Raw genomic sequence first — 20,750 nt, 5'->3', positions numbered from 1 at the left:
CCTGCCAAAAGAAATACTATTAAGGGAAAATTCCTTCATTTTTTGTTAGAATAATATTAAAATTAGTATAATTAAACTCAAATATGAGAAGCCTTTAGAGGAGAATTATGAAAACGGATATTGAAATTGCTCAAGCTGCTGACATTCAACCTATTACCAAAATTGCTGAAAAGATTGGACTATCATTTGATGATATCGAACTTTATGGTAAATACAAAGCTAAAATTCCTTTAGAGGTTTTAGATAAATTTGACCAACAGTCTGAAGGAAAACTTGTTTTGGTGACATCAATTAATCCCACACCTGCTGGTGAAGGAAAATCGACAGTTACTGTCGGTTTGGCTGATGCATTTGCAAGACAAGGTGAAAATGTAATGGTGGCCTTGCGTGAACCTTCTTTAGGGCCTGTTATGGGAATTAAGGGTGGAGCTGCTGGTGGTGGTTTTGCACAGGTATTACCAATGGAAGATATTAATCTTCATTTTACAGGGGATATTCATGCGATTACAACTGCCAATAATGCTATTTCGGCATTTCTTGATAATTCGCTTCATCAAGGAAATCCGTTAAATATCGACCCAAGAAGAATCATTTGGAAACGTGTTGTTGATTTGAATGACCGTGCCCTTCGTCATGTCACTGTTGGACTTGGTGGCCCTTTAAATGGTGTGCCCCGTGAAGATGGTTTTGATATTACAGTAGCCAGTGAAATTATGGCGGTTTTATGTTTGGCAACTTCAATCAGCGATTTGAAAGAACGTTTAGGAAAAATTGTTCTGGCTCAGTCTTATGACCGTAAACCTGTAACCCTTGGTGATTTAGGGGTTCAAGGGGCTATTGCGATGCTCCTGAAAGATGCACTGAAACCAAACCTTGTTCAGACAATTGAGGGAACGCCAGCTTTGATTCACGGTGGGCCTTTTGCCAATATTGCACATGGTTGTAATTCTGTTTTGGCAACGAAAACAGCCTTAAAACTATCGGATATTGTCATTACAGAAGCTGGGTTTGGAGCTGACCTTGGTGGTGAGAAATTTTTAGATATCAAAACTCGTCAGCTCGGAAAACAACCTGATGCGGTAGTAATTGTGGCTACACTTCGTGCACTTAAAATGCATGGTGGCCTTGATAAAAAAGAATTGACTAAGGAAAACGTAGAGGCTGTTAAAAAGGGCTTTGCTAATTTAGAACGTCATATTAAAAATATGCAGGGTTACGGTTTGCCAGTAATTGTGGCAATTAATGAGTTTGCATCAGATACTAAATCTGAAATTTCAGCATTAAAAGAGCTGACAGAAGCATTGGGAGTTCCAGTTTCATTGACCCAAGTCTTTGCTAAGGGTGGTGAAGGTGGTTTAGATTTGGCCGAAAAACTGTCAGGAATGTTACAAGAAAAATCTGATTTTAGCTATCTTTATGACCTAAAAGAGCCATTATCAGCTAAAATTGACAAAGTTGTGACAGAAATTTATGGCGGTTCCAAAGTCAATTATTCACCAAAGGCTAAGCGTCAGATGAGAGAAATTGAAGAAAATGGTTGGAATGATTTGCCAGTATGCATGGCTAAAACTCAATATTCATTTTCAGACCAACCAAATCTTTTAGCGGCGCCAGAAGGCTTTGAAGTTACAGTTCGTGAACTACTTCCAAAAATTGGAGCTGGATTTATCGTTGCTCTTTTGGGGGACGTGATGACAATGCCAGGGCTTCCTAAAAATCCAGCAGCTTTAAAAATGGATGTCACTGATGATGGAAAAATCTCAGGATTATTTTAGAAATGAGTTTAAGTGGTTTTGTTACGTAAAGATTAAATGTAAATTTTTTCGGTAACAAATTTACAAAAAATTAAAAGCTTGTAAAACCGCTTGTCAGGCGGTTTTTTTGTGTTATACTTGCTAACAATGTTGAAAAAAATAATTATTTCTGCAGCGCTTCTTACAAGTTTTAGTGCTGCCCTGATTGCGAATCCTGCAAAAGCAGATTCAGTATTTGATGATAATAAGGCACAAAGTTCACTGACAGATTTGTCAGCAGCAACAAATTCACTTGATGTTTTAACAAAAACAATGAATGATACTGTCAGTGCCGTTTCAAAAGTAGAAAAAACACAAAGTGCTGCTAAAGAAGTTCAGACACGAGCTGACAAACTTGTCAGTACAGCCAAAAAATATTTAGGTGTTCCCTACGTTTGGGGTGGAACTACACCAGCTGGCTTTGATTGTTCAGGATTCACAAGTTACGTCTATAGAGAAGTTTTAGGTAAAGAAATTGGTCGTACAACTTGGGACCAAATTGCAAGTGGAAAACAAGTCGGACTTGACCAAGCCAAAGTTGGAGATTTGATTATCTTTTATGGCGGAGACCATGTGGGAATTTATCTTGGAAATGGCCAAGTGATTCATGCACCACAACCTGGTGAGTCAGTTAAAATCAGTTCAGTTACTGATATGTCGGCGGATTTTGCATTAGAGTATTAAATATAATAGAAGGAAATAGCATTTATTGCTATTTTTTTGTTATTCTTATAGCTAAATCTGGCTATAAGTTTTTTTTATGGCAAAGGTCTTAAGTTCGTGTTAAGATAGGTCTATCAAATTTTTAAAGGGGAACTTTTATGAGAACATCACTAAAGGTCATATTTGCCGCTCTTTCACTTATCGCTGCTGGAACTTTGGTTGCATGCTCATCAGGTTCAAAAGATTCATCAGATAAAGCAACATCTGTTGTGATTGCGACAGATGGGGCAACAAAGCCATTTACTTATTCAGATAGTCAAGGGAATTTAACGGGTTACGATATTGAGGTCGCTCGTGCGGTTTTCAAGAAATTGCCACAATATAAAGTGAAATTTCAAGTGACAGATTTTTCTGGGATTTCACCAGGGATTGATTCTGGCCGTTACCAAATGGGTGCTAATGATTTTGGTTGGGAAAAAAGTAGAGCTGAAAAATATTATTTCTCATCACCACTTTCAAAATCAAACAATGCAGTTCTTGTGAAATCTGGGACTTATAAAACTTTGGCAGATTTGGCTGGGAAATCGACAATTGGTAATCCAGCATCAAATTATACAAAGTCAATTCAAGATTGGAACAAAGCCAATCCAGATAAAGAAATCAAAATTAGTTACTCAGCAGATTCTACTTCAATTAACACAAGATTCACGCAAGTTGAATCAGGAAAAATTGATTTCATGCTTTATGATAAGATTTCTTTAGAGTCTGCAGTTAAAGAACAAGGTTTTGACAATCTAAAAATTGAAGATATCAGTATGGATACTGGTGATGCTGAACATGACGGTTATGAATATTTCCTCTTTGGCAAAGATTCGCAAGGTAAAAAACTTCAAAAAGATGTGAATGGAGTTTTGGCAAAAATGCAGGCTGATGGTAGTTTGGCGAAAATTTCCAAGAAATATCTTGGTGGGGATTTCGTGCCAAAAGCAGAAATGTTTAAGTAAATTTTACTGACAAGAAATTTAACCTAAAATCGAAGAGCTGTCAGTAAAATATTTGTCTCTTGACCAATCAAAATTTACTGACAGTTCAGTTCGTAAAAAATAGGAGAAAAAAAGACCAAAATTTTGTATAATAGTAGAAGTGATGGTCAGGTAAAAAATCGAACTTATAAGTAAATGTAAAAATATTAAATAATAAGTTCAATAAATCCGAATAAACTCTGTCACTTTTTTACTGACAGAGTTTTCCCTATTAGAAAAATAAAAAATATGAAAAAAAATAAAAAAATAATTCTTGGGATTGTCTTGCTTTTGGCTTTAATTATTTTGCCAGCTCTTCCCTTTCTCTTAATCAAAGGTCAGTATAATTTTCATGACTTTTGGACCATGTTTTTCACAAAGATTTTTAGTTGGTCAGCATTTGTAGATGCCTTTTTACCAATTATAAAAATGATTCCGTCGTCTCTTGAAATGACAATAATTGCCATGGTCTTTGGGTTACTTTTAGGACTCATTCTTGCTTTGGTTCGTATTAATAAAATTCCAATTTTGAATCAATTGCGTGCTTTGTTTGTTAGTTTCATTCGTGGAACCCCTATTTTGGTACAATTATACCTTTCATATACAGGGATTCCATTGATTTTAAAAGCAATCAATATGAATTATGGAACGAATTTTAATGTCAATACAATTCCAGCTATGCTTTTTGTCATTGTTGCTTTCGCACTCAATGAAGGAGCTTATAACTCGGAAACAATTCGTGCTGCAATTCAATCCGTTGATAAAGGACAAATCGAAGCAGCCAAATCACTCGGAATGACAAACTTCCAAGTTTTTATGCGTGTGACTTTACCTGAAGCAGCAACCGTTGCAACGGCTCCTTTAGGAAACGCTCTGATTGGACTTTTGAAATCAACTTCACTTGCCTTCGTTGCAGGTGTGGTAGAAATGACAGCTCGTGCTCAAATTATTGGGGGCTCAACCTTCCGTTTATTTGAAACTTATTTAGCCTTAGCTTTAGTTTACTGGCCAATTTGTATTATTTTTGAACTCTTAATTCGTGGATTAGAGCGTAAATTAGACGTAAGAATGCCAAATGATAAACGTAAAAATCGTGCACAAATTTCATTGAGCAAAAATCCATTTAACCAAGCCTAAGGAGGACGATAATGATTAAAATTACAAATATAAGTAAAACATTTTCGGGTAATCAAGTTCTCAATGACATTAGCTTGGAAATTGAAGAAGGAGATGTTGTTGCCCTTATTGGCGCTTCTGGTGCTGGGAAATCAACCTTTCTCCGCGCTTTAAATGATCTTGAAAGACCAGATAGTGGTCAAATTGAAATTGATGACTTAAAGATTGATTATTCGACAATCACAAAGCAAGAAGTGCTTGAACTTCGCAGAAAGACTGGAATGGTTTTTCAACAATTTAATCTTTTTGAACGTCGGACTGCCCTTGAAAATGTAATGGAAGGGTTGATTCAGGTTAAAAAATTATCTAAGGCGCAAGCAAAAGAGATTGCCGAAGCTGAATTAGATAAGGTTGGTCTAACTGACCGGAAAGATTACTATCCAAAATTTTTATCAGGTGGTCAAAAACAAAGGGTTGGAATCGCTCGTGCTTTAGCGATGCAACCAAAACTTTTACTTTTAGATGAACCGACATCTGCCCTTGACCCTGAATTAGTTGGTGAAGTTCAAGAAGTAATTTTAAATGCAGCTCAAAATAAACAAACAATGGTTCTTGTCAGTCATGAAATGGACTTTGTTTATAATGTAGCAACAAAAGTGCTTTTTCTTGAACAAGGGAAAATCATTGAAGCGGGAACTCCTCAAGAAGTTTTCTACTCACCAAAAAATTCTCGTACACGAGAGTTTTTATCACGTCATGTCAAGAATTTAGAGGTTAATAACTAAAATGATGATTTTACAGTTTTATTTAAAAGGTCTATTAATTTCAGCTATCTTTGTTTTATTGGTAGGTGGATTATATGCTTTCACTTACCTTGTGCGAAATACGAAAAAACCGTGGACTGAAAGAAGAAATCGAATTTTTGATTTAATTTTAGTTGGTATTTTAACGACGCCTATCCTGAGTTTTGCTGTTTTAGGAGTACTTGTAATACTAAGAATTCGTGGACTTTGATTTCTATTTATGCTTTAAATAAATCTAATTAATGGAAAAATATCGTTTGACAATGTAAAATGGTGCTATAAGATTTTAGATATTAGAAAAAAGAGTTTTTAGAACTAATAAAAAAGGGCTCAAGTTTGCTGAAATGCTAGCTTGAGTTTATGAATTTAAGGGGAGTTCTTTAGCTCTTAGAAAAGGGATTAAAAATGACAGAAAAGAAATATGATGTTGTCATCATTGGTTCAGGCCCTGCGGGAATGACTGCAGCGATGTATACTGCACGTTCTGAAATGAAAACTTTGCTTTTAGAACGTGGTGTTCCTGGTGGTCAAATGAATAACACAGCTGAGATTGAAAATTATCCTGGCTATGAAACAATCATGGGTCCTGAACTTTCAATGAAAATGGCTGAACCTTTGGAAGGTTTAGGCGTAGAAAATGCTTATGGTTTTGTGACGGCTATTGAAGACCATGGGGATTACAAAAAAATTATCACAGAAGATGATGAGTTTGTCACTAAATCAATTATTATTGCGACAGGAGCTAATCACCGTAAGCTTGAAATTCCCGGTGAGGAAGAATATGGAGCTCGCGGAGTTTCCTACTGTGCCGTTTGTGATGGTGCTTTCTTTAGAAACCAAGAAATTTTAGTTATTGGTGGTGGTGACTCTGCTGTTGAAGAAGCTCTCTACTTGACTCGTTTTGGTCAATCAGTAACAATTATGCATCGTCGTGATAAATTGCGTGCACAAGAAATTATCCAACAAAGAGCTTTCAAAGAAGAAAAAATCAACTTTATTTGGGATTCTGTTCCTATGGAAATTAAAGGGGATGACAAAAAAGTTCAATCCGTTGTTTATAAAAACGTTAAAACGGGTGAAGTAACTGAAAAAGCTTTTGGTGGAATCTTCATTTATGTGGGACTTGACCCAGTTGCTGAATTTGCTGGTAATCTTGGAATTACTGATGAAGCCGGTTGGATTATTACCGATGACCATATGAGAACAAGTCTACCTGGTATTTTTGCCGTAGGTGATGTTCGTCAAAAAGATTTCCGTCAAATCACTACAGCTATTGGTGATGGAGCGCAAGCAGCTCAAGAAGCTTATAAATTTGTAGCTGAACTTGATTAAAATAAAAAAATTACTGACAAAATCGTCAGTAATTTTTTATTAAAGGATTCGGAATGACTTTTAATCGAAAATATGGTAAAATGTAAGTAACGCAATTTTGAAAAAGGAGATTAGGTTTATCGCCTAAGTAATTTATAAGACTATGGAAAAAGTAATTTATGACATTTTGCTTGTTGCAATGCTTGTAGTTTCAGCATTTATTATTGTAGCGATTTTCATGCAACCTTCAAAACAAGATGGAGCAGCAGATGCTTTTTCGGGTGGAACAGGTGAATTGTTTGAACGTCGTAAAGCGCGCGGTTTTGAGGCAGTGATGCAGCGTTTTACAGCAATCATGATTGGCTTATGGCTAGTTATTGGATTTGCTCTTGTTGTTTTATCAACACGTTAAAATTGCGGGCTGAAAACAGTCCGTATTTTATTTTCTTATAAATGTTTTTCTAATTGCGTCAAATGTTTAATTGTCCAAATTGTCAGTGGTAGAATTGATTCTATCAGTCAAAAATGTCTGATAAAATGATTAATACCACTGATAATCTCTTAAAATATTAGCTAAAAAATCAAGTTAATATTTGAAACAAAAAAAGAAAGGGGCTTTTTGTCCAATTTTTGTGGTCAAAAAGTTCATTGAGAGAATATAATGAGTATTAGAGAAGTAATCATGGACTATCTTGAGAATAGTTCAAAAAAAGCACTGTCAGTAGAAGAATTGTCAGTTGCGTTACATATGAATAAGGCTAAAGATTACAAAGTATTTGTCAAAACTTTAGCTTCACTAGAAGCCGAGCATTTGCTTAATTTTACTGCAAAAGGTAAAGTTGAACTAGCCGAAAAAGAAGAGGCAAAAGTTGTCATCAGCGGAATTTTCCGGGCCAATGCAGCTGGCTTTGGTTTTGTCAGCATTGATGCTGAAGAACCAGACGTTTTTGTCGCAAGAGGCCAAACGGCTTTCGCCCTTGATGGTGACGAAGTTTTTATTGAAATTGATAAAAATGCCAATGCGCTCAAAGGAACTTCTGCTGAAGGGCATGTTGTCGAAATCATTCACCATGACGTCCATCAGGTTGTTGGAACTTTTGTAGCTTTGAATGATGATGAAAAAGAGCAAACAGGACTGATTGGTTTTGTTAAATCTCGGAATAAAAAAATCCCTTATCGTGTTTATTTAGGAAATGAAGGATTAATTCCTGAAAATAAAGCGATTGTTCGTGTTGAAATCACTCATTATCCAGATAAGGAATTTCCACAGACAATGCAAGGATTAGTCACTGAAATTATTGGTCAAGCAGATGACCAAGGAATTGACGTTTTGGAAGTTTTGGCTTCAATGGATATTGTTTCTGAATTTCCAAAAGAAGTTTTAGACCAAGCTGAAGCTGTTCCAGAAGAAGTTCCAGAAAATGAAATTATGGGACGGGTCGATTATCGTAATGAAATCACTTTTACAATTGATGGAGCAGACGCAAAAGACCTTGATGATGCTGTGCATGCTAAACGTTTGGAAAATGGAAACTATGAATTAGGAGTACATATTGCGGACGTTTCACACTACGTCACTGAAAATTCTCCATTAGATAAAGAAGCTTACGAACGTGGAACTTCTGTTTATGTGACGGATCGAGTAGTTCCAATGCTGCCCGAACGTCTCTCTAATGGAATTTGTTCATTGAATCCTCGAATCAATCGTCTAACACAGTCTTGTGTCATGGAAATTAGTCCTGAAGGTCGAGTGATCAACTATCAAATTTCTCAATCAATTATTAAAACGACAGAAAGAATGACTTATGATGCCGTTAATCAAATGATTGCAGGAGATGAGGCAGCAATTGAAAAATATGCTAAAATTGCAGATTCTGTAAAAATAATGGTTGAACTTCACCATATTTTAGAAGCCATGCGTAAAAGACGCGGGGCCATTGATTTTGATACAGTAGAAGCTAAAATCATTGTCAATGAAAAAGGACTGCCAATTGAAATTAGAAAACGAACACGTGGCATTGCTGAGCGAATGATTGAATCATTCATGCTTGAAGCGAATGAAACAGTCGCGACACATTTTGAAGCGCATGGTCTGCCTTTTATCTATCGGATTCATGAACAACCAAAAGCTGATAGATTGCAACGTTTTATTGATTTTGCAGCAACTTTTGGAATGCAGATTGAAGGAACTTCAAATGGTATTGATCAGAAGGTTTTACAAGCTTTCATGAAGAAAATTAAAGGTCAGCCTGGAGAAATGGTCTTGTCAACTATGTTGTTACGGAGTATGCAACAAGCTCGTTATTCAGAAAACAATGAGGGGCACTTTGGTTTAGCTGCGGAAAATTATACGCACTTTACTTCACCAATTCGTCGTTATCCCGATTTGTTGGTTCATCGATTGATTCGTGAAATTGGTGAGGGAAAAACACCAGCTAATATTTTACAAAAATGGGAAGATAAAATCCCTGAAATTGCAGAACATTCTAGTCATCGTGAACGCCGGGCGGTTGATGCTGAACGTGAAGTTGAAAAAATGAAAAAAGCCGAATTCATGGAAGAACATGTGGGTGAAGAGTTTGAAGGGATTATTGCTTCAGTTACCCGTTTTGGAATGTTTATTGAACTTGAAAATACGATTGAAGGTTTAGTTCATATTTCAACCCTTAAAGGTGATTATTTTAATTATCAAGAAAGAATGTTGGCGCTTATTGGCGAACGAAGTGGACTTACCTTTAAAATTGGTCAGCCTATTAAAATAAAAGTTGTCAAAGCTGATAGAATGACTGGGGAGATTGATTTTGAATATCTACCTTCAGAATTAGATTTGATTGATAAAGCAGCAAAAGCGAAGAAAAAACCTGAACATAAAGGTCGCAAAAAATCAAATCAATCTCTTAAGGTTAAATCAGTAGCGCCAAAATCTACTGACAAATCTGCTAATAAATCAAAAAATAGCAGAAGAGCTGACGAGAAATCTGAATTTGATAAAAAGAAAAAGAAATCTGCCAAGAAACCATTTTACAGTAAAGCTGCTAAGGGCAAATTTACTGACAAAAAAGATAATGGCAAAAAATTTACTGACGGAAGAAAAAAGCCACATAAAAGAGGCTAAAATTTGAGAGAAAAAAATATGACAACTTTGAATTTAGAAAAAACAGCCTTGGTTATTATTGACCTACAAAAAGGAATTGCAGGGCGTGAGGGATTTGCTCCTTATTCTGCACAAGAGGTTTTAGCTAAAAATAAAGAACTTGTAACAAGTTTAAAAAATACAGGCGCTTTAATTGTTTTTGTTCACGTCAAAAACTACGGTGGCGAAACTTTAAAACCAAAAACTGACAATCCAGCTGTTGCACAAGGACAAATTCCGACAGATTTTGCTGATTTTGTCATGCCTGAAGCTTATGATAAAGAATATAATAATGTCATTCATGTCGCTAAACATAACTGGGGCGCATTTTACGGCACGGATTTAGATGTCCAATTACGTCGTCGTGGAATTGATGAAATCCTCTTGACTGGAATTGCTACAACGATCGGTTGTGATACTACGGCCCGTGAAGCTTTCCAGCATGGTTATCAAGTTATTGCTATTGAAGATGCAATGACAGATTTTAATGGGCAACTCCATCAAGGAATTGTTGAGGGAATTTTCCCACGCCTTGGACGAGTTCGCTCAACACAAGAAGTTTTAAAAATGATTGAAGAAAGTAAATAAGTTTGGGACAAATATTTTACTGACAGACTGTTTAGGAGTGGCTGTCAGTAAATTTTCCTAGAATTATTTAGTGAATAATATGAAAAATCGCTTAAAGTTAATTGGAAAAATCCTTGTCAGCATTATTTTAGTATTTGCTCTGATTATTGGGTCTTATATCATCTATGTTTATGCACAATATCATCGCCTTCCTAATGATATGAAGCAGACAATTAAAAATCCTCAAACTCAGCAAGTTGAGCTGGGGCAAACCTATAAAATGATGACTTTTAATATCGGTTATGGGTCTTACCCTCCTTCTTTCAATTTTTTCATGGATGGTGGGGATGATGTGCGAGCTTATAGTAAATCTGCTGTCAAATCTGCAATTCAAGAAGATATCAGACTTATTAATAAAGAGAAGCCAGACTTTGGAAATATTCAAGAAATTGATTGGCAAGGAGATCGCAGCCAACAAGTAAATCAACCTCAAATGGTTCGTGCTGGCCTTCCCGATTATACCAGTGTTCTGACACAGAATTACGATTCAGCCTTTCTTTTTTATCCGGTGACCAAGCCAATTGGAAAAGCTAAATCTGGAATTATGACTTATTCTAAATATGAAATTGAAAGTTCAACAAGATATAAGTTGCCTATCGAAACTAATTTTAATAAATTTTTTGATTTAGACCGAGCTTTTTCTGTCAGTATTTTGCCAATTAAGAATTCAGATAAAAAATTCGTCATCTTTAATACACATCTGTCAGCATTTATCACTGACCAAAAAATTCAAAAACAACAATTATTGACTTTATTTGATGAGATGAAAAAGTATGTTTCTAAAGGAGATTATGTCATTTGTGGGGCTGATTATAACCATGCCCTAGCTGGTAAAGCTCATCCAGAATTAACATGGATGAAGGAATTTCCCACGGAAAATTTGACAAAAGGAATGCGAGTGGTCGCACCAACCAATGCCCCAACTGTTCGTTCACTTGATTATGCCTATGATAAGAAAAATCCCAAAAATACATTTGGAATTATTGACGGATTTCTTGTTTCAAATAATATAAAAGACTTAAAAATACAAACCATTGATAATCAGTTCAAATCATCGGACCACCAGCCGGTCGTCATGGATTTCTCTTTGGAAAAGTAAAAAAAGCGCTAAGCGCTTTTTTATTTTACTTAAAAATAATTCCCAGTAACAACGTAAGGGCAAGAGAAGCATTAAATAACATCAGATTGTCAATTTGAAGGTGGAAAGTCTCTGATTTACTTTGTTTTGCTCTAAATTTTTTAATATTAGGAATAACTTTCAGGGCAATGATGCTCATTAATAATGACCAAATTGGTAAAATTCCCAAAGCAATGGCAATTAAAATACAAAGTCCAGCAAATAAATATAGTCCAGTAAATACTTTTAAACTGAGTGGAATCTTTAGATAATAAGGTAAAGTATAACGCTCATTGCGAATGTCCTGTTCTAAATCGCAAATATTATCAGAAAACATAATATTAAAATTTTGAACAAAACACATTAGACCGACTAGAAGGATTGGTAAAAGAATTTTAAAGTCCCAAGTCCATGTCATGAACCAATTCCTGTCAAAATTAATGAAAAAATAGCCTTTATCATAAGAATTAATATAGACAGCAAGGAAAAAACCAAAGAACCCTTCGCAAAGACCCGCTAAAATTTCGCCCAAAGGAAAACGAGAAAAAGCAAAAGGACCATAAGTATAGAAAATAGCAATTAAGAAACAAAGTCCACCAATTGGTAAAATCGCAAGATTAGTCAAGAAAAGAACAATTAGTCCAACGACTACATCAATCGCTAAAAGTGCCAAACAAATGTTTAAAGCAAGTTTAGGATTAATCGATTTAGCAACGATAATATTCCATTTCTTATACTCAGGATCAAGTGCTTTTTGATAATCCATCAGATTATTCCAAGCCGAAACAAAAAGATTAATGCTTGCTAAACCAATAAAAAATAGAAGCGTAGGCCAAAAATGAAAACTTCCAAAGTACCAAAAGGCAAAAAGACAGCCAGCAATCGGTGATAATAATGCTGCGGGCAAGGTTTGAATACGTGTAAAATTAAAAAAAGTTTTTAAAGTCATGATAAGCTGATTATAGCAAAAACTAGCCAATAAATCATGAATGATTTTGACTGACAGAGCTGTCAGCAAAAGTTTATTTTACTGACAAGAAAATTGACTGAAAATTTAAATAAAAATGTTATAATAGGATAAAAATTTGAATGGAGAAACAAAATGCGCGCAGTTGTAACAGTAGTAGGAGCAGATAAAATTGGGATTGTTGCTGGAGTCACAGCAACATTGGCAGAACTTGAAGCAAATATCATTGAAATTTCACAAACCTTGATGAGTGGAGCTTTTACCATGATGATGGTAGTTGAAACACAAAATAGTGATTTTTCAGCCTTTCAAGCAGAACTTTCAAGAAAAGGTGAAGCCTTGGGTGTCAATATTCATGTTCAAAATGAAGCAATTTTTAACGCCATGCACAAATTATAATTTACTGACAGAAAAAAATTAGCCAATAAATGACTTTTATTTAAAAGTATTTTTACTGACAGCACGAAAAAAATTTCTGTCAGTAAAATTTTAATCAAAACTAAGGAAATTAAATAATGGATATTCAAAATATCAAAGAAACAATTGCGATGATTGAAGAACAAAATTTCGACATTCGCACAATAACAATGGGAATCAGTCTTCTTGATTGTATCGATGCTGATATTGATAAAGCAGCTGAAAAAATCTATCAAAAAATTGTCAAAAAAGCAGGAAAACTTGTTGAAGTAGGTAACGAGATTGGACATGAACTCGGTATTAAAATTGTTAATAAACGTGTTTCTGTAACACCCATTGCAATTATTGGAGCAGCAACAGCTGCTGATGATTACACACCACTTGCTCTTGCGATGGATCGTGCAGCAAAAGAGATTGGCATTGACTTTATTGGTGGCTATTCTGCTCTTGTGCAAAAAGGCTATCAAAAAGGTGATGAAATTTTGATTAAATCAATGCCTAAAGCACTAGCAGCAACTGAGCGCGTATGTGCTTCGGTAAATGTTGGTTCAACTAAAACAGGTATTAATATGACAGCAGTTCGAGATATGGGTGAAACCATCAAAATCATGTCTAAAGGTGATAAATGGCTCAATGCCAAACTTGTTGTCTTTGCTAATGCCGTTGAAGACAATCCATTTATGGCAGGAGCTTTTCATGGAGTTGGGGAAGCAGATACGATTATTAACGTCGGAGTTTCAGGGCCTGGTGTAGTTAAACGTGCTCTTGAAAAAGTCCGCGGAGAATCTTTTGATATTTTAGCCGAAACCATTAAAAAGACAGCTTTTAAAATTACAAGAATTGGTCAACTTGTTGGTCAAATGGCTTCAGAAAGACTTAATGTTGAATTTGGAATAGTTGATTTATCACTTGCACCTACACCAGCAATTGGCGATTCGGTTGCACGCGTTTTGGAAGAAATGGGACTTGAAACTGTTGGGACTCATGGAACAACAGCCGCCCTAGCCATGCTTAATGACGCTGTGAAAAAAGGCGGAGTTATGGCAGCTGAACGTGTTGGTGGACTTTCAGGCGCCTTTATCCCAGTTTCAGAAGATGAAGGAATGATTGCCGCTGTCAATTCTGGGGCATTGAATATTGAAAAATTAGAGGCCATGACTTGTGTTTGTTCAGTTGGCTTGGATATGATTGCAATTCCTGAAGAAACACCGGCATCTACCATTGCAGCAATGATTGCTGACGAAGCCGCTATCGGGGTCATTAATCAAAAAACGACAGCAGTACGGATTATTCCAATGGGCAAAGAAGGCGAACAAATTGAATTTGGTGGACTTTTCGGTGTAGCACCAGTTATGAGAGTAAACAAAGCATCATCAGCAGATTTTATTGCTCGTGGCGGTCAAATTCCAGCACCAATTCATTCATTTAAAAACTAAAAATACTTTTAAAATTTAGCTCCTAAACATTTCTAAAAAATGATGAGCGCTCCCAAAAATGATATAATGGAAGAAGTGAAAAAATACGGAGGTTATTTTATGGCTTACAAAGTGAATTTTAAAGATTTAGAAACAGTTGGCTTGGAAACTTCGCCGGTAGCCGATTCTTTAGCAGGTTTACGAGCTAATGAAGCACGTTATTTTTGGAATAAGTATAAATTTGAGTATCTCTCATATCCAGCTCATGAAAAAGCCGACGAAGTCGCTTTGTTTGAGAAAATTTTACTTGAAGAACGTAATTTAAAATTTTCAGCAAAAATACTCGAAGTTGCTATCTATGAAAATGATGAACTCTATTGGCCTGAATTCTATTACGAAGACGGTATGGTTTTAAATCTGCTCTATGAAAAAGTTGGACAAGAGGGCAAGAAACCAAAACGGGCAGTTGGAATAAAGTTGTCAGTGGGTATGGAAATCCCCAAAGAACTTGAGGGAAAATTCAAATTTGCACGCCAACGTTCAAAACTCGCAGGTGAGATAAGAGGTTCCTACTTTACAATTAAACAGGAATGGCTGTAATTTTCTATATAGATAGAAATATCCTATCGTAATTTTTTTGTTAGAATCAATAAAAAGGGAGTAGAAATGGTAAATATTTATTTAGTTCGACATGGGAAGACAATGTTTAATACAATTGGCAGAGCGCAAGGTTGGTCTGATACACCTTTAACTGCGGCAGGAGAACAAGGAATTATTGAACTTGGTCTAGGCTTCAAAGAAAAAGGCATTAAATTTGACCGAGCTTATTCATCTGATTCTGGACGTACAATCCAGACAATGGGTTTTATCTTGGCTAATTCTGATAATGAAGGAATTCCATACACTTATGATAAAAGAATCCGTGAGTGGTGTTTTGGTTCATTTGATGGTGGCTATGACGGAGAACTTTTTGATGGCGTTTTACCAAGAATATTTACCGAAACTGGAAATCATCATACCGACGAATTTCCTCCAGATGAAGTAATTGCTAATGCGATTTTTGAAGTTGATACTGCTGGCTGGGCTGAACCATGGGAAAAACTTTCAGGACGTATCATGGATGGTTTTACAGATATTGCCAAGGAATCTGAAGCAAAAGGGGCTAAAAATATTGTTATTGTCAGCCATGGAATGACCATTGGAACTTTTGTAAAACTCGCTCACCCAGAACTCCCTCGTCCACATGGTCTTGATAATGGTTCTGTCACTCATTTAAGTTTTGAGGATGGAAAATTTACCATTGGAAAAGTTGGAGACATGTCTTATCGAGAAATAGGGAGTGAAAAGTTAGCTAAAAAATGAAAAGAAGAATAACATTTAGTTTAATCGTGCTTGTTCTTTTGATCGTTTGTGCTTTGGGATTTATTTTTATCACCAATGATAAGTCAAATTCAACAAACGAATCATCTAAAAAAACAAGTATTTCGTCATCTAAAGAGGCGGCAAAGAAAAAGGATTTACCTGACGCTAAACAATCAGATTGGGATTTAGTATTGGTGAGTCGAAAATCACCTAAAGATGAAATGAACCCAACACTGGCAACCGTAAATGGGATTCAAGTTGATCAAAGGATAGCATCAGCGGTTCAACAATTTTTAGCAGCAGCCCAACAAATATCACCAGCTGAACATTTAATCTCAGGTTATCGGTCAGTCTCATATCAAGAAGGGCTTTATCAATCTTATGTCCAAGCAGAAATGAATGGTCAAGGAACAGTAAATTCAAGTGGAAATCCAATTTCAGAAGAAGAAGCGATAAAAAATGTACAAACTTATTCTCAGCCGCCAAGAAGTTCAGAACATCAAACAGGATTAGCGATTGATATGAGTAATATTGATAGCCTAAATGAGAGTCAATATGCAAAACAAGTTGCAGAAATTGCTCCCAAATATGGATTTGTTCTTCGTTTTCCAGAAGGGAAAAAGGCAGAGACAGGAATTGGTTATGAAGACTGGCATTGTAGATATGTTGGTTTAGAAAATGCTAAATATATGACCGAACACAATCTTACTTTAGAAGAATATCTAAAACTATTACCAGCATAAAGGAAATGAAATCATGCTAAACCGAACCAGACTTCTACTCTATGTTAATGTTGCTCTATTTATTTACAGTGTCTCGGAAATGATTAAAGTTCTCCTTGTTCATAATAATTTCTTTAGTCAATTTTTTAATAACTTATCGACAAATATAAAAACATTAACGACTAAAATTTCGTCAACAATTACGAGTTGGCAAAGTTTAATCTATTTATTGATTTTTGCTTTATTAATCTTTCTATTATTGAAATTTTGGCGTTTTACTTTTATACTTTTAGAAATTATTTCGGCACTTTTGATTATAGATTATGCCATACTTTTCATTCAACATGAAGTAAAGTATGAAAGCCTCTTTGTCATTGCTGTAATGGTAATTACAGTCATGAATATTTGGCAAACATCCAAAGATTCCAATCTTTTATAAATGAAATTAGCACTCTAATAAAAAGAGTGCTAATTTTTATGTCTTTTTGCTTGACAAGGTATAAACAAAGGGTTATAATAAATTTGTTAGCACTTAGAGATGAAGAGTGCTAAAACAGAAAAAAGCTTGTAGATACTAAACAGAAGTCAAAGGCTCAAGAAATTTTTGAGCTTGCGAAAGAAGTTTTGCCGAACTTCTTATCTGTGGAGAAAGGAGTAGTCATGATTACAGAACGTCAAAGACAAATTTTAAATTTGATTGTTTCTCTTTATGCCAAAGAGCATACGCCAATCGGTTCAAAGTCGCTCCTTGATAGTATTCAAGCTTCTAGCGCTACAATCCGAAACGACATGAAAGTTTTGGAAAAACTAGGCTTGATTCAAAAAGAACACACCTCAAGTGGACGTGTTCCAAGTGTTTCAGGTTATAAGTATTTTGTAGAAAATGTCATCCAGTTAGATGAATTTAGTCAAAATGACTTATTTAAAGTGATGAAAGCTTTTGATGGTGATTTTTATCGCCTATCTGACCTGTTTAAAACAGCAGCTAAAAGTTTATCAGGACTCACTGGTTTGACAAGCTTTGTTCTTAATGCTCCCCAACGTGACCAACAATTAGTTTCATTTGAAATGGTCATGCTGGATAGTCATTCAGTACTTTCAGTTATAACATTAGGGACTGGTGAAGTAAGAACAAATCAATTTATTCTTCCAAAATCGATGACCGAAGCTGATTTAGCAGTCTTTAGTAATCTAGTTAAAGAACGTCTGGTTGGTAAAAAAGTGATTGATATTCACTATACTTTACGAACAGAGATTCCACAGATTGTTCAACGTTATTTCAAAGTTACGAGTGAAGTTCTCCAACTCTTTGAATCAATTTTTGATGATTTGTTCAAAGAACGGCTGACCGTCGCTGGGCGTAAAAATATCTTTGATTATGCAACTGACAATCTTGCAGAATTATATAAACTCTTTAGCGATGATGAACGGATGCTTCATGAAATTCGCGAGATCACTAATAACGATGAAATGCGTGCCGTTAAATTTGACAATGACGAAAAATACATGAAAAATTTAACGATTATTTCGCAAAAATTTGTTATTCCATATCGCGGTTTTGGTACTCTAACAGTCGTTGGACCTGTAGAAATGGATTATCAAAGGACGTTATCAGTTCTTGACTTAGTTGCTAAAGTTTTAACTATGAAGCTGAGTGACTATTATCGTTATCTTGATGGTAACCATTATGAAATTAGTAAATGATAAAAAAGTTATTTAAAAAAGGAGGGCCTATGTCCGAAGAAACTAAAGAAGAAATCAAAAATGAAAAAGTTGATGAAGAAGTGACTGAGGAGTTAACAGAGGAAGCACTTGAGGATATTGTTGAAGAAGAAATCAACGAACTTGATGAAGCACAAAAGTTAGCGACTGAGTGGGAAAATAAATTCCTTCGCGTTTCTGCAGAAATGCAAAACGTACAACGTCGTGGAAATGAAGAACGTTTGCAACTTATCAAATATCGTTCACAAGATTTAGCAAAAAAAATCTTATCTTCACTAGATAATCTTGAACGTGCACTTGCTGTTGAAGGATTAACGGATGATGTAAAAAAAGGCCTTGAAATGGTCCAAGAAAGCTTGATTTCAGCGCTTAAAGAAGAAGGCGTTGAAGAAGTTTCTTATGAAAGTTTCGACCATAATCTTCATATGGCTGTTCAAACTGTTCCAGCTGATGATGAACATCCAGCTGACAGCATCGTGCAAGTTTTCCAAAAAGGTTACCAACTTCACGAACGTTTACTTCGTCCAGCAATGGTTGTCGTAGCACAGTAAATTAAAAAATAAATTGACCGCAAAGTCTTTAAACTATTCATAAGTAATAAGAAATAAAGGAGATTTAATAATATGTCTAAAATTATCGGTATTGACCTTGGTACAACAAACTCAGCAGTAGCAGTTCTTGAAGGAACTGAATCAAAAATTATTCCAAATCCAGAAGGAAATCGTACAACACCTTCAGTTGTAGCTTTCAAAAATGGTGAAATCATTGTCGGTGACGCTGCAAAACGTCAAGCGGTAACTAACCCAGAAACAATTATTTCTATTAAATCAAAAATGGGAACATCTGAAAAAGTTTCTGCAAATGGTAAAGAATATACACCACAAGAAATTTCAGCAATGATTCTTCAAAACTTGAAAGCTACAGCAGAAGCTTATCTTGGAGAAAAAGTAGAAAAAGCAGTTATCACTGTACCTGCATACTTTAATGACGCTCAACGTCAAGCAACTAAAGATGCTGGTAAAATTGCTGGTCTTGAAGTAGAACGTATCGTTAACGAACCAACAGCAGCAGCTCTTGCTTATGGTCTTGATAAAACAGATAAAGATGAAAAGATTCTTGTATTTGACCTTGGTGGTGGTACATTCGACGTTTCAATTCTTGAACTAGGTGATGGTGTCTTTGATGTTCTTGCAACTGCTGGTAACAACAAACTCGGTGGTGATGATTTTGACCAAAAAATCATTGATTGGATGGTTGCCGAATTCAAGAAAGAAAACGGAATTGACCTTGCCCAAGATAAAATGGCTTTGCAACGTTTGAAAGATGCCGCTGAAAAAGCGAAAAAAGACCTTTCAGGTGTAACAACTACTCAAATCAGCTTGCCATTCATCACAGCTGGTGCTGCTGGCCCTCTTCACTTGGAAATGGCTTTGACTCGTGCTAAATTTGATGAATTGACACATGATCTTGTTGAAGCGACACGTCAACCAGTTCGCCAAGCCCTTTCTGATGCTGGCTTGTCAACTTCTGATATTGACGAAGTTCTCTTGGTTGGTGGTTCAACTCGTATCCCTGCTGTTGTTGAACTTGTTCGTCACGAAACAAACAAAGAACCAAATAAATCAGTAAACCCTGATGAAGTTGTTGCTATGGGTGCAGCAATTCAGGGTGGTGTGATTACTGGTGACGTTAAAGATGTTGTTCTCCTTGACGTTACTCCACTTTCACTTGGTATTGAAACAATGGGTGGTGTCTTCACAAAATTGATTGACCGTAACACAACTATCCCAACTTCTAAATCACAAGTCTTCTCAACTGCTGCTGATAATCAACCCGCTGTAGATATTCATGTACTTCAAGGTGAACGTCCAATGGCAGCTGATAACAAAACTTTGGGTCGTTTCCAATTAACAGATATCCCTGCAGCACCACGTGGTATTCCACAAATCGAAGTAACATTTGATATTGATAAAAATGGTATTGTTTCTGTTAAAGCTAAAGACCTTGGTACACAAAAAGAACAAACAATCGTTATCAAATCAAACTCAGGTCTTTCTGATGAAGAAATTGATAAAATGATGAAAGATGCTGAAGCAAATGCTGACGCTGATGCAAAACGTAAAGAAGAAGTTGATACACGTAATGAAGCTGATGCTTTAGTTTTCCAAACTGAAAAAACTTTGAAAGACCTTGAAGGAAAAGTAGAAGAAGCTGAAGTTAAAAAAGCTGAAGAAGCTAAAGAAGAACTCAAAAAAGCGCTTGAAGGTGAAGATATTGATGATATCAAAGCTAAATCAGAAGCACTTTCTGAAATCGCTCAAAACCTCGCTGTAAAACTTTATGAACAAGCAAATGCAGCTCAAGGTGAAGCTGGACAAGCAACTGATGCTCAAGAAGCTCCAAAAGATGATAATACATTTGATGGTGACTTTGAAGAAAGCAAATAATAATTTATAAAAGCACTGATTCTTTTTTCAGTGCTTTTTTTTATAAAAATTGGACAAAATAGACATGTTGTCTAAAAACTATTTCAGATTCTTGCAATCATTTTCTTCTTGTA

General features: G+C 35.6%; 21 protein-coding genes. 20 read left to right on the top strand and 1 reads right to left on the bottom strand.

Annotated features, from left to right (window positions below; genetic code table 11):
* Positions 1-107: 107 nt before the first annotated feature.
* The 11 genes from HFD15_RS06670 to HFD15_RS06620 all read left to right on the top strand — a co-directional run bounded on the left by HFD15_RS06670 (position 108) and on the right by HFD15_RS06620 (position 11,567).
* Entirely contained in the window at positions 108-1,775 is a 1,668-nt protein-coding gene (locus HFD15_RS06670; protein WP_167593449.1) for a formate--tetrahydrofolate ligase, read from the top strand.
* A 126-nt stretch (positions 1,776-1,901) separates the two neighbouring features.
* Positions 1,902-2,477, top strand: a complete 576-nt coding sequence (locus HFD15_RS06665) for a C40 family peptidase (protein WP_047206359.1) — start codon at positions 1,902-1,904, stop codon at positions 2,475-2,477.
* 137 nt (positions 2,478-2,614) lie between these two features.
* Positions 2,615-3,460 (top strand): amino acid ABC transporter substrate-binding protein, encoded by an 846-nt coding sequence (locus tag HFD15_RS06660; protein ID WP_058208381.1) that lies wholly within the window; start codon positions 2,615-2,617, stop codon positions 3,458-3,460.
* 267 nt (positions 3,461-3,727) lie between these two features.
* The gene (locus tag HFD15_RS06655; RefSeq protein ID WP_004255026.1) at positions 3,728-4,615 is read left to right on the top strand and encodes an amino acid ABC transporter permease; all 888 of its coding nucleotides are present in this window, start codon (positions 3,728-3,730) and stop codon (positions 4,613-4,615) included.
* Between the two features lie 11 nt (positions 4,616-4,626).
* Positions 4,627-5,379 carry an amino acid ABC transporter ATP-binding protein gene (locus tag HFD15_RS06650; protein WP_058208382.1) on the top strand — a complete coding sequence of 251 codons (753 nt, stop codon included), beginning with the start codon at positions 4,627-4,629 and terminating at the stop codon, positions 5,377-5,379.
* A gap of 1 nt (position 5,380) precedes the next feature.
* A complete protein-coding gene (locus HFD15_RS06645) occupies positions 5,381-5,608 on the top strand; it encodes a DUF4059 family protein (RefSeq protein ID WP_004255037.1) in 228 nt (75 codons plus the stop codon).
* 194 nt (positions 5,609-5,802) lie between these two features.
* A complete protein-coding gene (gene trxB / locus HFD15_RS06640) occupies positions 5,803-6,729 on the top strand; it encodes a thioredoxin-disulfide reductase (protein ID WP_010905642.1) in 927 nt (308 codons plus the stop codon).
* Between the two features lie 142 nt (positions 6,730-6,871).
* The gene (gene secG / locus HFD15_RS06635) at positions 6,872-7,120 is read left to right on the top strand and encodes a preprotein translocase subunit SecG (RefSeq protein ID WP_003130913.1); all 249 of its coding nucleotides are present in this window, start codon (positions 6,872-6,874) and stop codon (positions 7,118-7,120) included.
* Positions 7,121-7,369: 249 nt separating this feature from the next.
* Positions 7,370-9,823: a ribonuclease R gene (gene rnr / locus HFD15_RS06630; RefSeq protein ID WP_167593447.1), complete on the top strand. Its 2,454-nt coding sequence runs from the start codon at positions 7,370-7,372 to the stop codon at positions 9,821-9,823.
* A gap of 18 nt (positions 9,824-9,841) precedes the next feature.
* The gene (locus HFD15_RS06625) at positions 9,842-10,429 is read left to right on the top strand and encodes an isochorismatase family protein (protein WP_058208434.1); all 588 of its coding nucleotides are present in this window, start codon (positions 9,842-9,844) and stop codon (positions 10,427-10,429) included.
* A gap of 79 nt (positions 10,430-10,508) precedes the next feature.
* The gene (locus HFD15_RS06620) at positions 10,509-11,567 is read left to right on the top strand and encodes an endonuclease/exonuclease/phosphatase family protein (protein ID WP_167593465.1); all 1,059 of its coding nucleotides are present in this window, start codon (positions 10,509-10,511) and stop codon (positions 11,565-11,567) included.
* Between the two features lie 25 nt (positions 11,568-11,592).
* Here HFD15_RS06620 and HFD15_RS06615 read toward each other — a convergent pair whose 3' ends face one another.
* Positions 11,593-12,534, bottom strand: a complete 942-nt coding sequence (locus HFD15_RS06615; protein ID WP_010905646.1) for a UbiA family prenyltransferase — start codon at positions 12,532-12,534, stop codon at positions 11,593-11,595.
* Positions 12,535-12,687: 153 nt separating this feature from the next.
* On the opposite strand from HFD15_RS06615, the gene HFD15_RS06610 reads away from it, so the two are divergent.
* The 9 genes from HFD15_RS06610 to dnaK all read left to right on the top strand — a co-directional run bounded on the left by HFD15_RS06610 (position 12,688) and on the right by dnaK (position 20,637).
* Positions 12,688-12,951, top strand: coding sequence for an ACT domain-containing protein (locus HFD15_RS06610; protein ID WP_003130922.1), 264 nt, complete (start codon positions 12,688-12,690; stop codon positions 12,949-12,951).
* A gap of 116 nt (positions 12,952-13,067) precedes the next feature.
* Positions 13,068-14,405, top strand: coding sequence for a PFL family protein (locus tag HFD15_RS06605; RefSeq protein ID WP_003130925.1), 1,338 nt, complete (start codon positions 13,068-13,070; stop codon positions 14,403-14,405).
* Positions 14,406-14,504: 99 nt separating this feature from the next.
* Entirely contained in the window at positions 14,505-14,984 is a 480-nt protein-coding gene (locus HFD15_RS06600) for a phage tail protein (RefSeq protein ID WP_167593463.1), read from the top strand.
* A 66-nt stretch (positions 14,985-15,050) separates the two neighbouring features.
* Positions 15,051-15,746: a histidine phosphatase family protein gene (locus HFD15_RS06595; RefSeq protein ID WP_003130927.1), complete on the top strand. Its 696-nt coding sequence runs from the start codon at positions 15,051-15,053 to the stop codon at positions 15,744-15,746.
* On the top strand, positions 15,743-16,489 hold the full coding sequence (locus HFD15_RS06590) for a M15 family metallopeptidase (RefSeq protein WP_058208385.1): 747 nt from the start codon (positions 15,743-15,745) through the stop codon (positions 16,487-16,489). The genes HFD15_RS06595 and HFD15_RS06590 overlap by 4 nt, the downstream gene beginning before the upstream one ends.
* A 13-nt stretch (positions 16,490-16,502) precedes the next feature.
* Positions 16,503-16,907: a hypothetical protein gene (locus HFD15_RS06585; RefSeq protein WP_017864407.1), complete on the top strand. Its 405-nt coding sequence runs from the start codon at positions 16,503-16,505 to the stop codon at positions 16,905-16,907.
* Between the two features lie 221 nt (positions 16,908-17,128).
* Positions 17,129-18,172, top strand: a complete 1,044-nt coding sequence (hrcA, locus tag HFD15_RS06580; protein WP_010905650.1) for a heat-inducible transcriptional repressor HrcA — start codon at positions 17,129-17,131, stop codon at positions 18,170-18,172.
* Positions 18,173-18,201: 29 nt separating this feature from the next.
* Entirely contained in the window at positions 18,202-18,741 is a 540-nt protein-coding gene (gene grpE, locus HFD15_RS06575; protein ID WP_012897593.1) for a nucleotide exchange factor GrpE, read from the top strand.
* A gap of 72 nt (positions 18,742-18,813) precedes the next feature.
* A complete protein-coding gene (gene dnaK / locus HFD15_RS06570; protein WP_010905652.1) occupies positions 18,814-20,637 on the top strand; it encodes a molecular chaperone DnaK in 1,824 nt (607 codons plus the stop codon).
* The last annotated feature ends 113 nt before the right edge of the window (positions 20,638-20,750 follow it).

This window comes from Lactococcus sp. EKM203L (assembly GCF_011800585.1).
Classification (GTDB): domain Bacteria; phylum Bacillota; class Bacilli; order Lactobacillales; family Streptococcaceae; genus Lactococcus; species Lactococcus lactis.
The sequence above is the reverse complement of the archived record's forward strand: the minus strand, read 5'-3'. Positions and strand labels throughout refer to the sequence as shown.

What these genes read in the sequence shown, in the direction of transcription:
- HFD15_RS06670 (WP_167593449.1), top strand. Translation starts at nt 108, where the DNA reads ATGAAAACGGATATTGAAATTGCTCAAGCTGCTGACATTCAACCTATT.
- secG (WP_003130913.1), top strand. Translation starts at nt 6,872, where the DNA reads ATGGAAAAAGTAATTTATGACATTTTGCTTGTTGCAATGCTTGTAGTT.
- HFD15_RS06610 (WP_003130922.1), top strand. Translation starts at nt 12,688, where the DNA reads ATGCGCGCAGTTGTAACAGTAGTAGGAGCAGATAAAATTGGGATTGTT.
- HFD15_RS06590 (WP_058208385.1), top strand. Translation starts at nt 15,743, where the DNA reads ATGAAAAGAAGAATAACATTTAGTTTAATCGTGCTTGTTCTTTTGATC.
- grpE (WP_012897593.1), top strand. Translation starts at nt 18,202, where the DNA reads ATGTCCGAAGAAACTAAAGAAGAAATCAAAAATGAAAAAGTTGATGAA.
- HFD15_RS06665 (WP_047206359.1), top strand. Translation starts at nt 1,902, where the DNA reads ATGTTGAAAAAAATAATTATTTCTGCAGCGCTTCTTACAAGTTTTAGT.
- HFD15_RS06620 (WP_167593465.1), top strand. Translation starts at nt 10,509, where the DNA reads ATGAAAAATCGCTTAAAGTTAATTGGAAAAATCCTTGTCAGCATTATT.
- HFD15_RS06615 (WP_010905646.1), bottom strand. Translation starts at nt 12,534, where the DNA reads ATGACTTTAAAAACTTTTTTTAATTTTACACGTATTCAAACCTTGCCC.
- dnaK (WP_010905652.1), top strand. Translation starts at nt 18,814, where the DNA reads ATGTCTAAAATTATCGGTATTGACCTTGGTACAACAAACTCAGCAGTA.
- HFD15_RS06585 (WP_017864407.1), top strand. Translation starts at nt 16,503, where the DNA reads ATGCTAAACCGAACCAGACTTCTACTCTATGTTAATGTTGCTCTATTT.
- hrcA (WP_010905650.1), top strand. Translation starts at nt 17,129, where the DNA reads ATGATTACAGAACGTCAAAGACAAATTTTAAATTTGATTGTTTCTCTT.
- HFD15_RS06645 (WP_004255037.1), top strand. Translation starts at nt 5,381, where the DNA reads ATGATGATTTTACAGTTTTATTTAAAAGGTCTATTAATTTCAGCTATC.
- HFD15_RS06595 (WP_003130927.1), top strand. Translation starts at nt 15,051, where the DNA reads ATGGTAAATATTTATTTAGTTCGACATGGGAAGACAATGTTTAATACA.
- HFD15_RS06625 (WP_058208434.1), top strand. Translation starts at nt 9,842, where the DNA reads ATGACAACTTTGAATTTAGAAAAAACAGCCTTGGTTATTATTGACCTA.
- HFD15_RS06650 (WP_058208382.1), top strand. Translation starts at nt 4,627, where the DNA reads ATGATTAAAATTACAAATATAAGTAAAACATTTTCGGGTAATCAAGTT.
- HFD15_RS06600 (WP_167593463.1), top strand. Translation starts at nt 14,505, where the DNA reads ATGGCTTACAAAGTGAATTTTAAAGATTTAGAAACAGTTGGCTTGGAA.
- HFD15_RS06655 (WP_004255026.1), top strand. Translation starts at nt 3,728, where the DNA reads ATGAAAAAAAATAAAAAAATAATTCTTGGGATTGTCTTGCTTTTGGCT.
- HFD15_RS06660 (WP_058208381.1), top strand. Translation starts at nt 2,615, where the DNA reads ATGAGAACATCACTAAAGGTCATATTTGCCGCTCTTTCACTTATCGCT.
- trxB (WP_010905642.1), top strand. Translation starts at nt 5,803, where the DNA reads ATGACAGAAAAGAAATATGATGTTGTCATCATTGGTTCAGGCCCTGCG.
- rnr (WP_167593447.1), top strand. Translation starts at nt 7,370, where the DNA reads ATGAGTATTAGAGAAGTAATCATGGACTATCTTGAGAATAGTTCAAAA.
- HFD15_RS06605 (WP_003130925.1), top strand. Translation starts at nt 13,068, where the DNA reads ATGGATATTCAAAATATCAAAGAAACAATTGCGATGATTGAAGAACAA.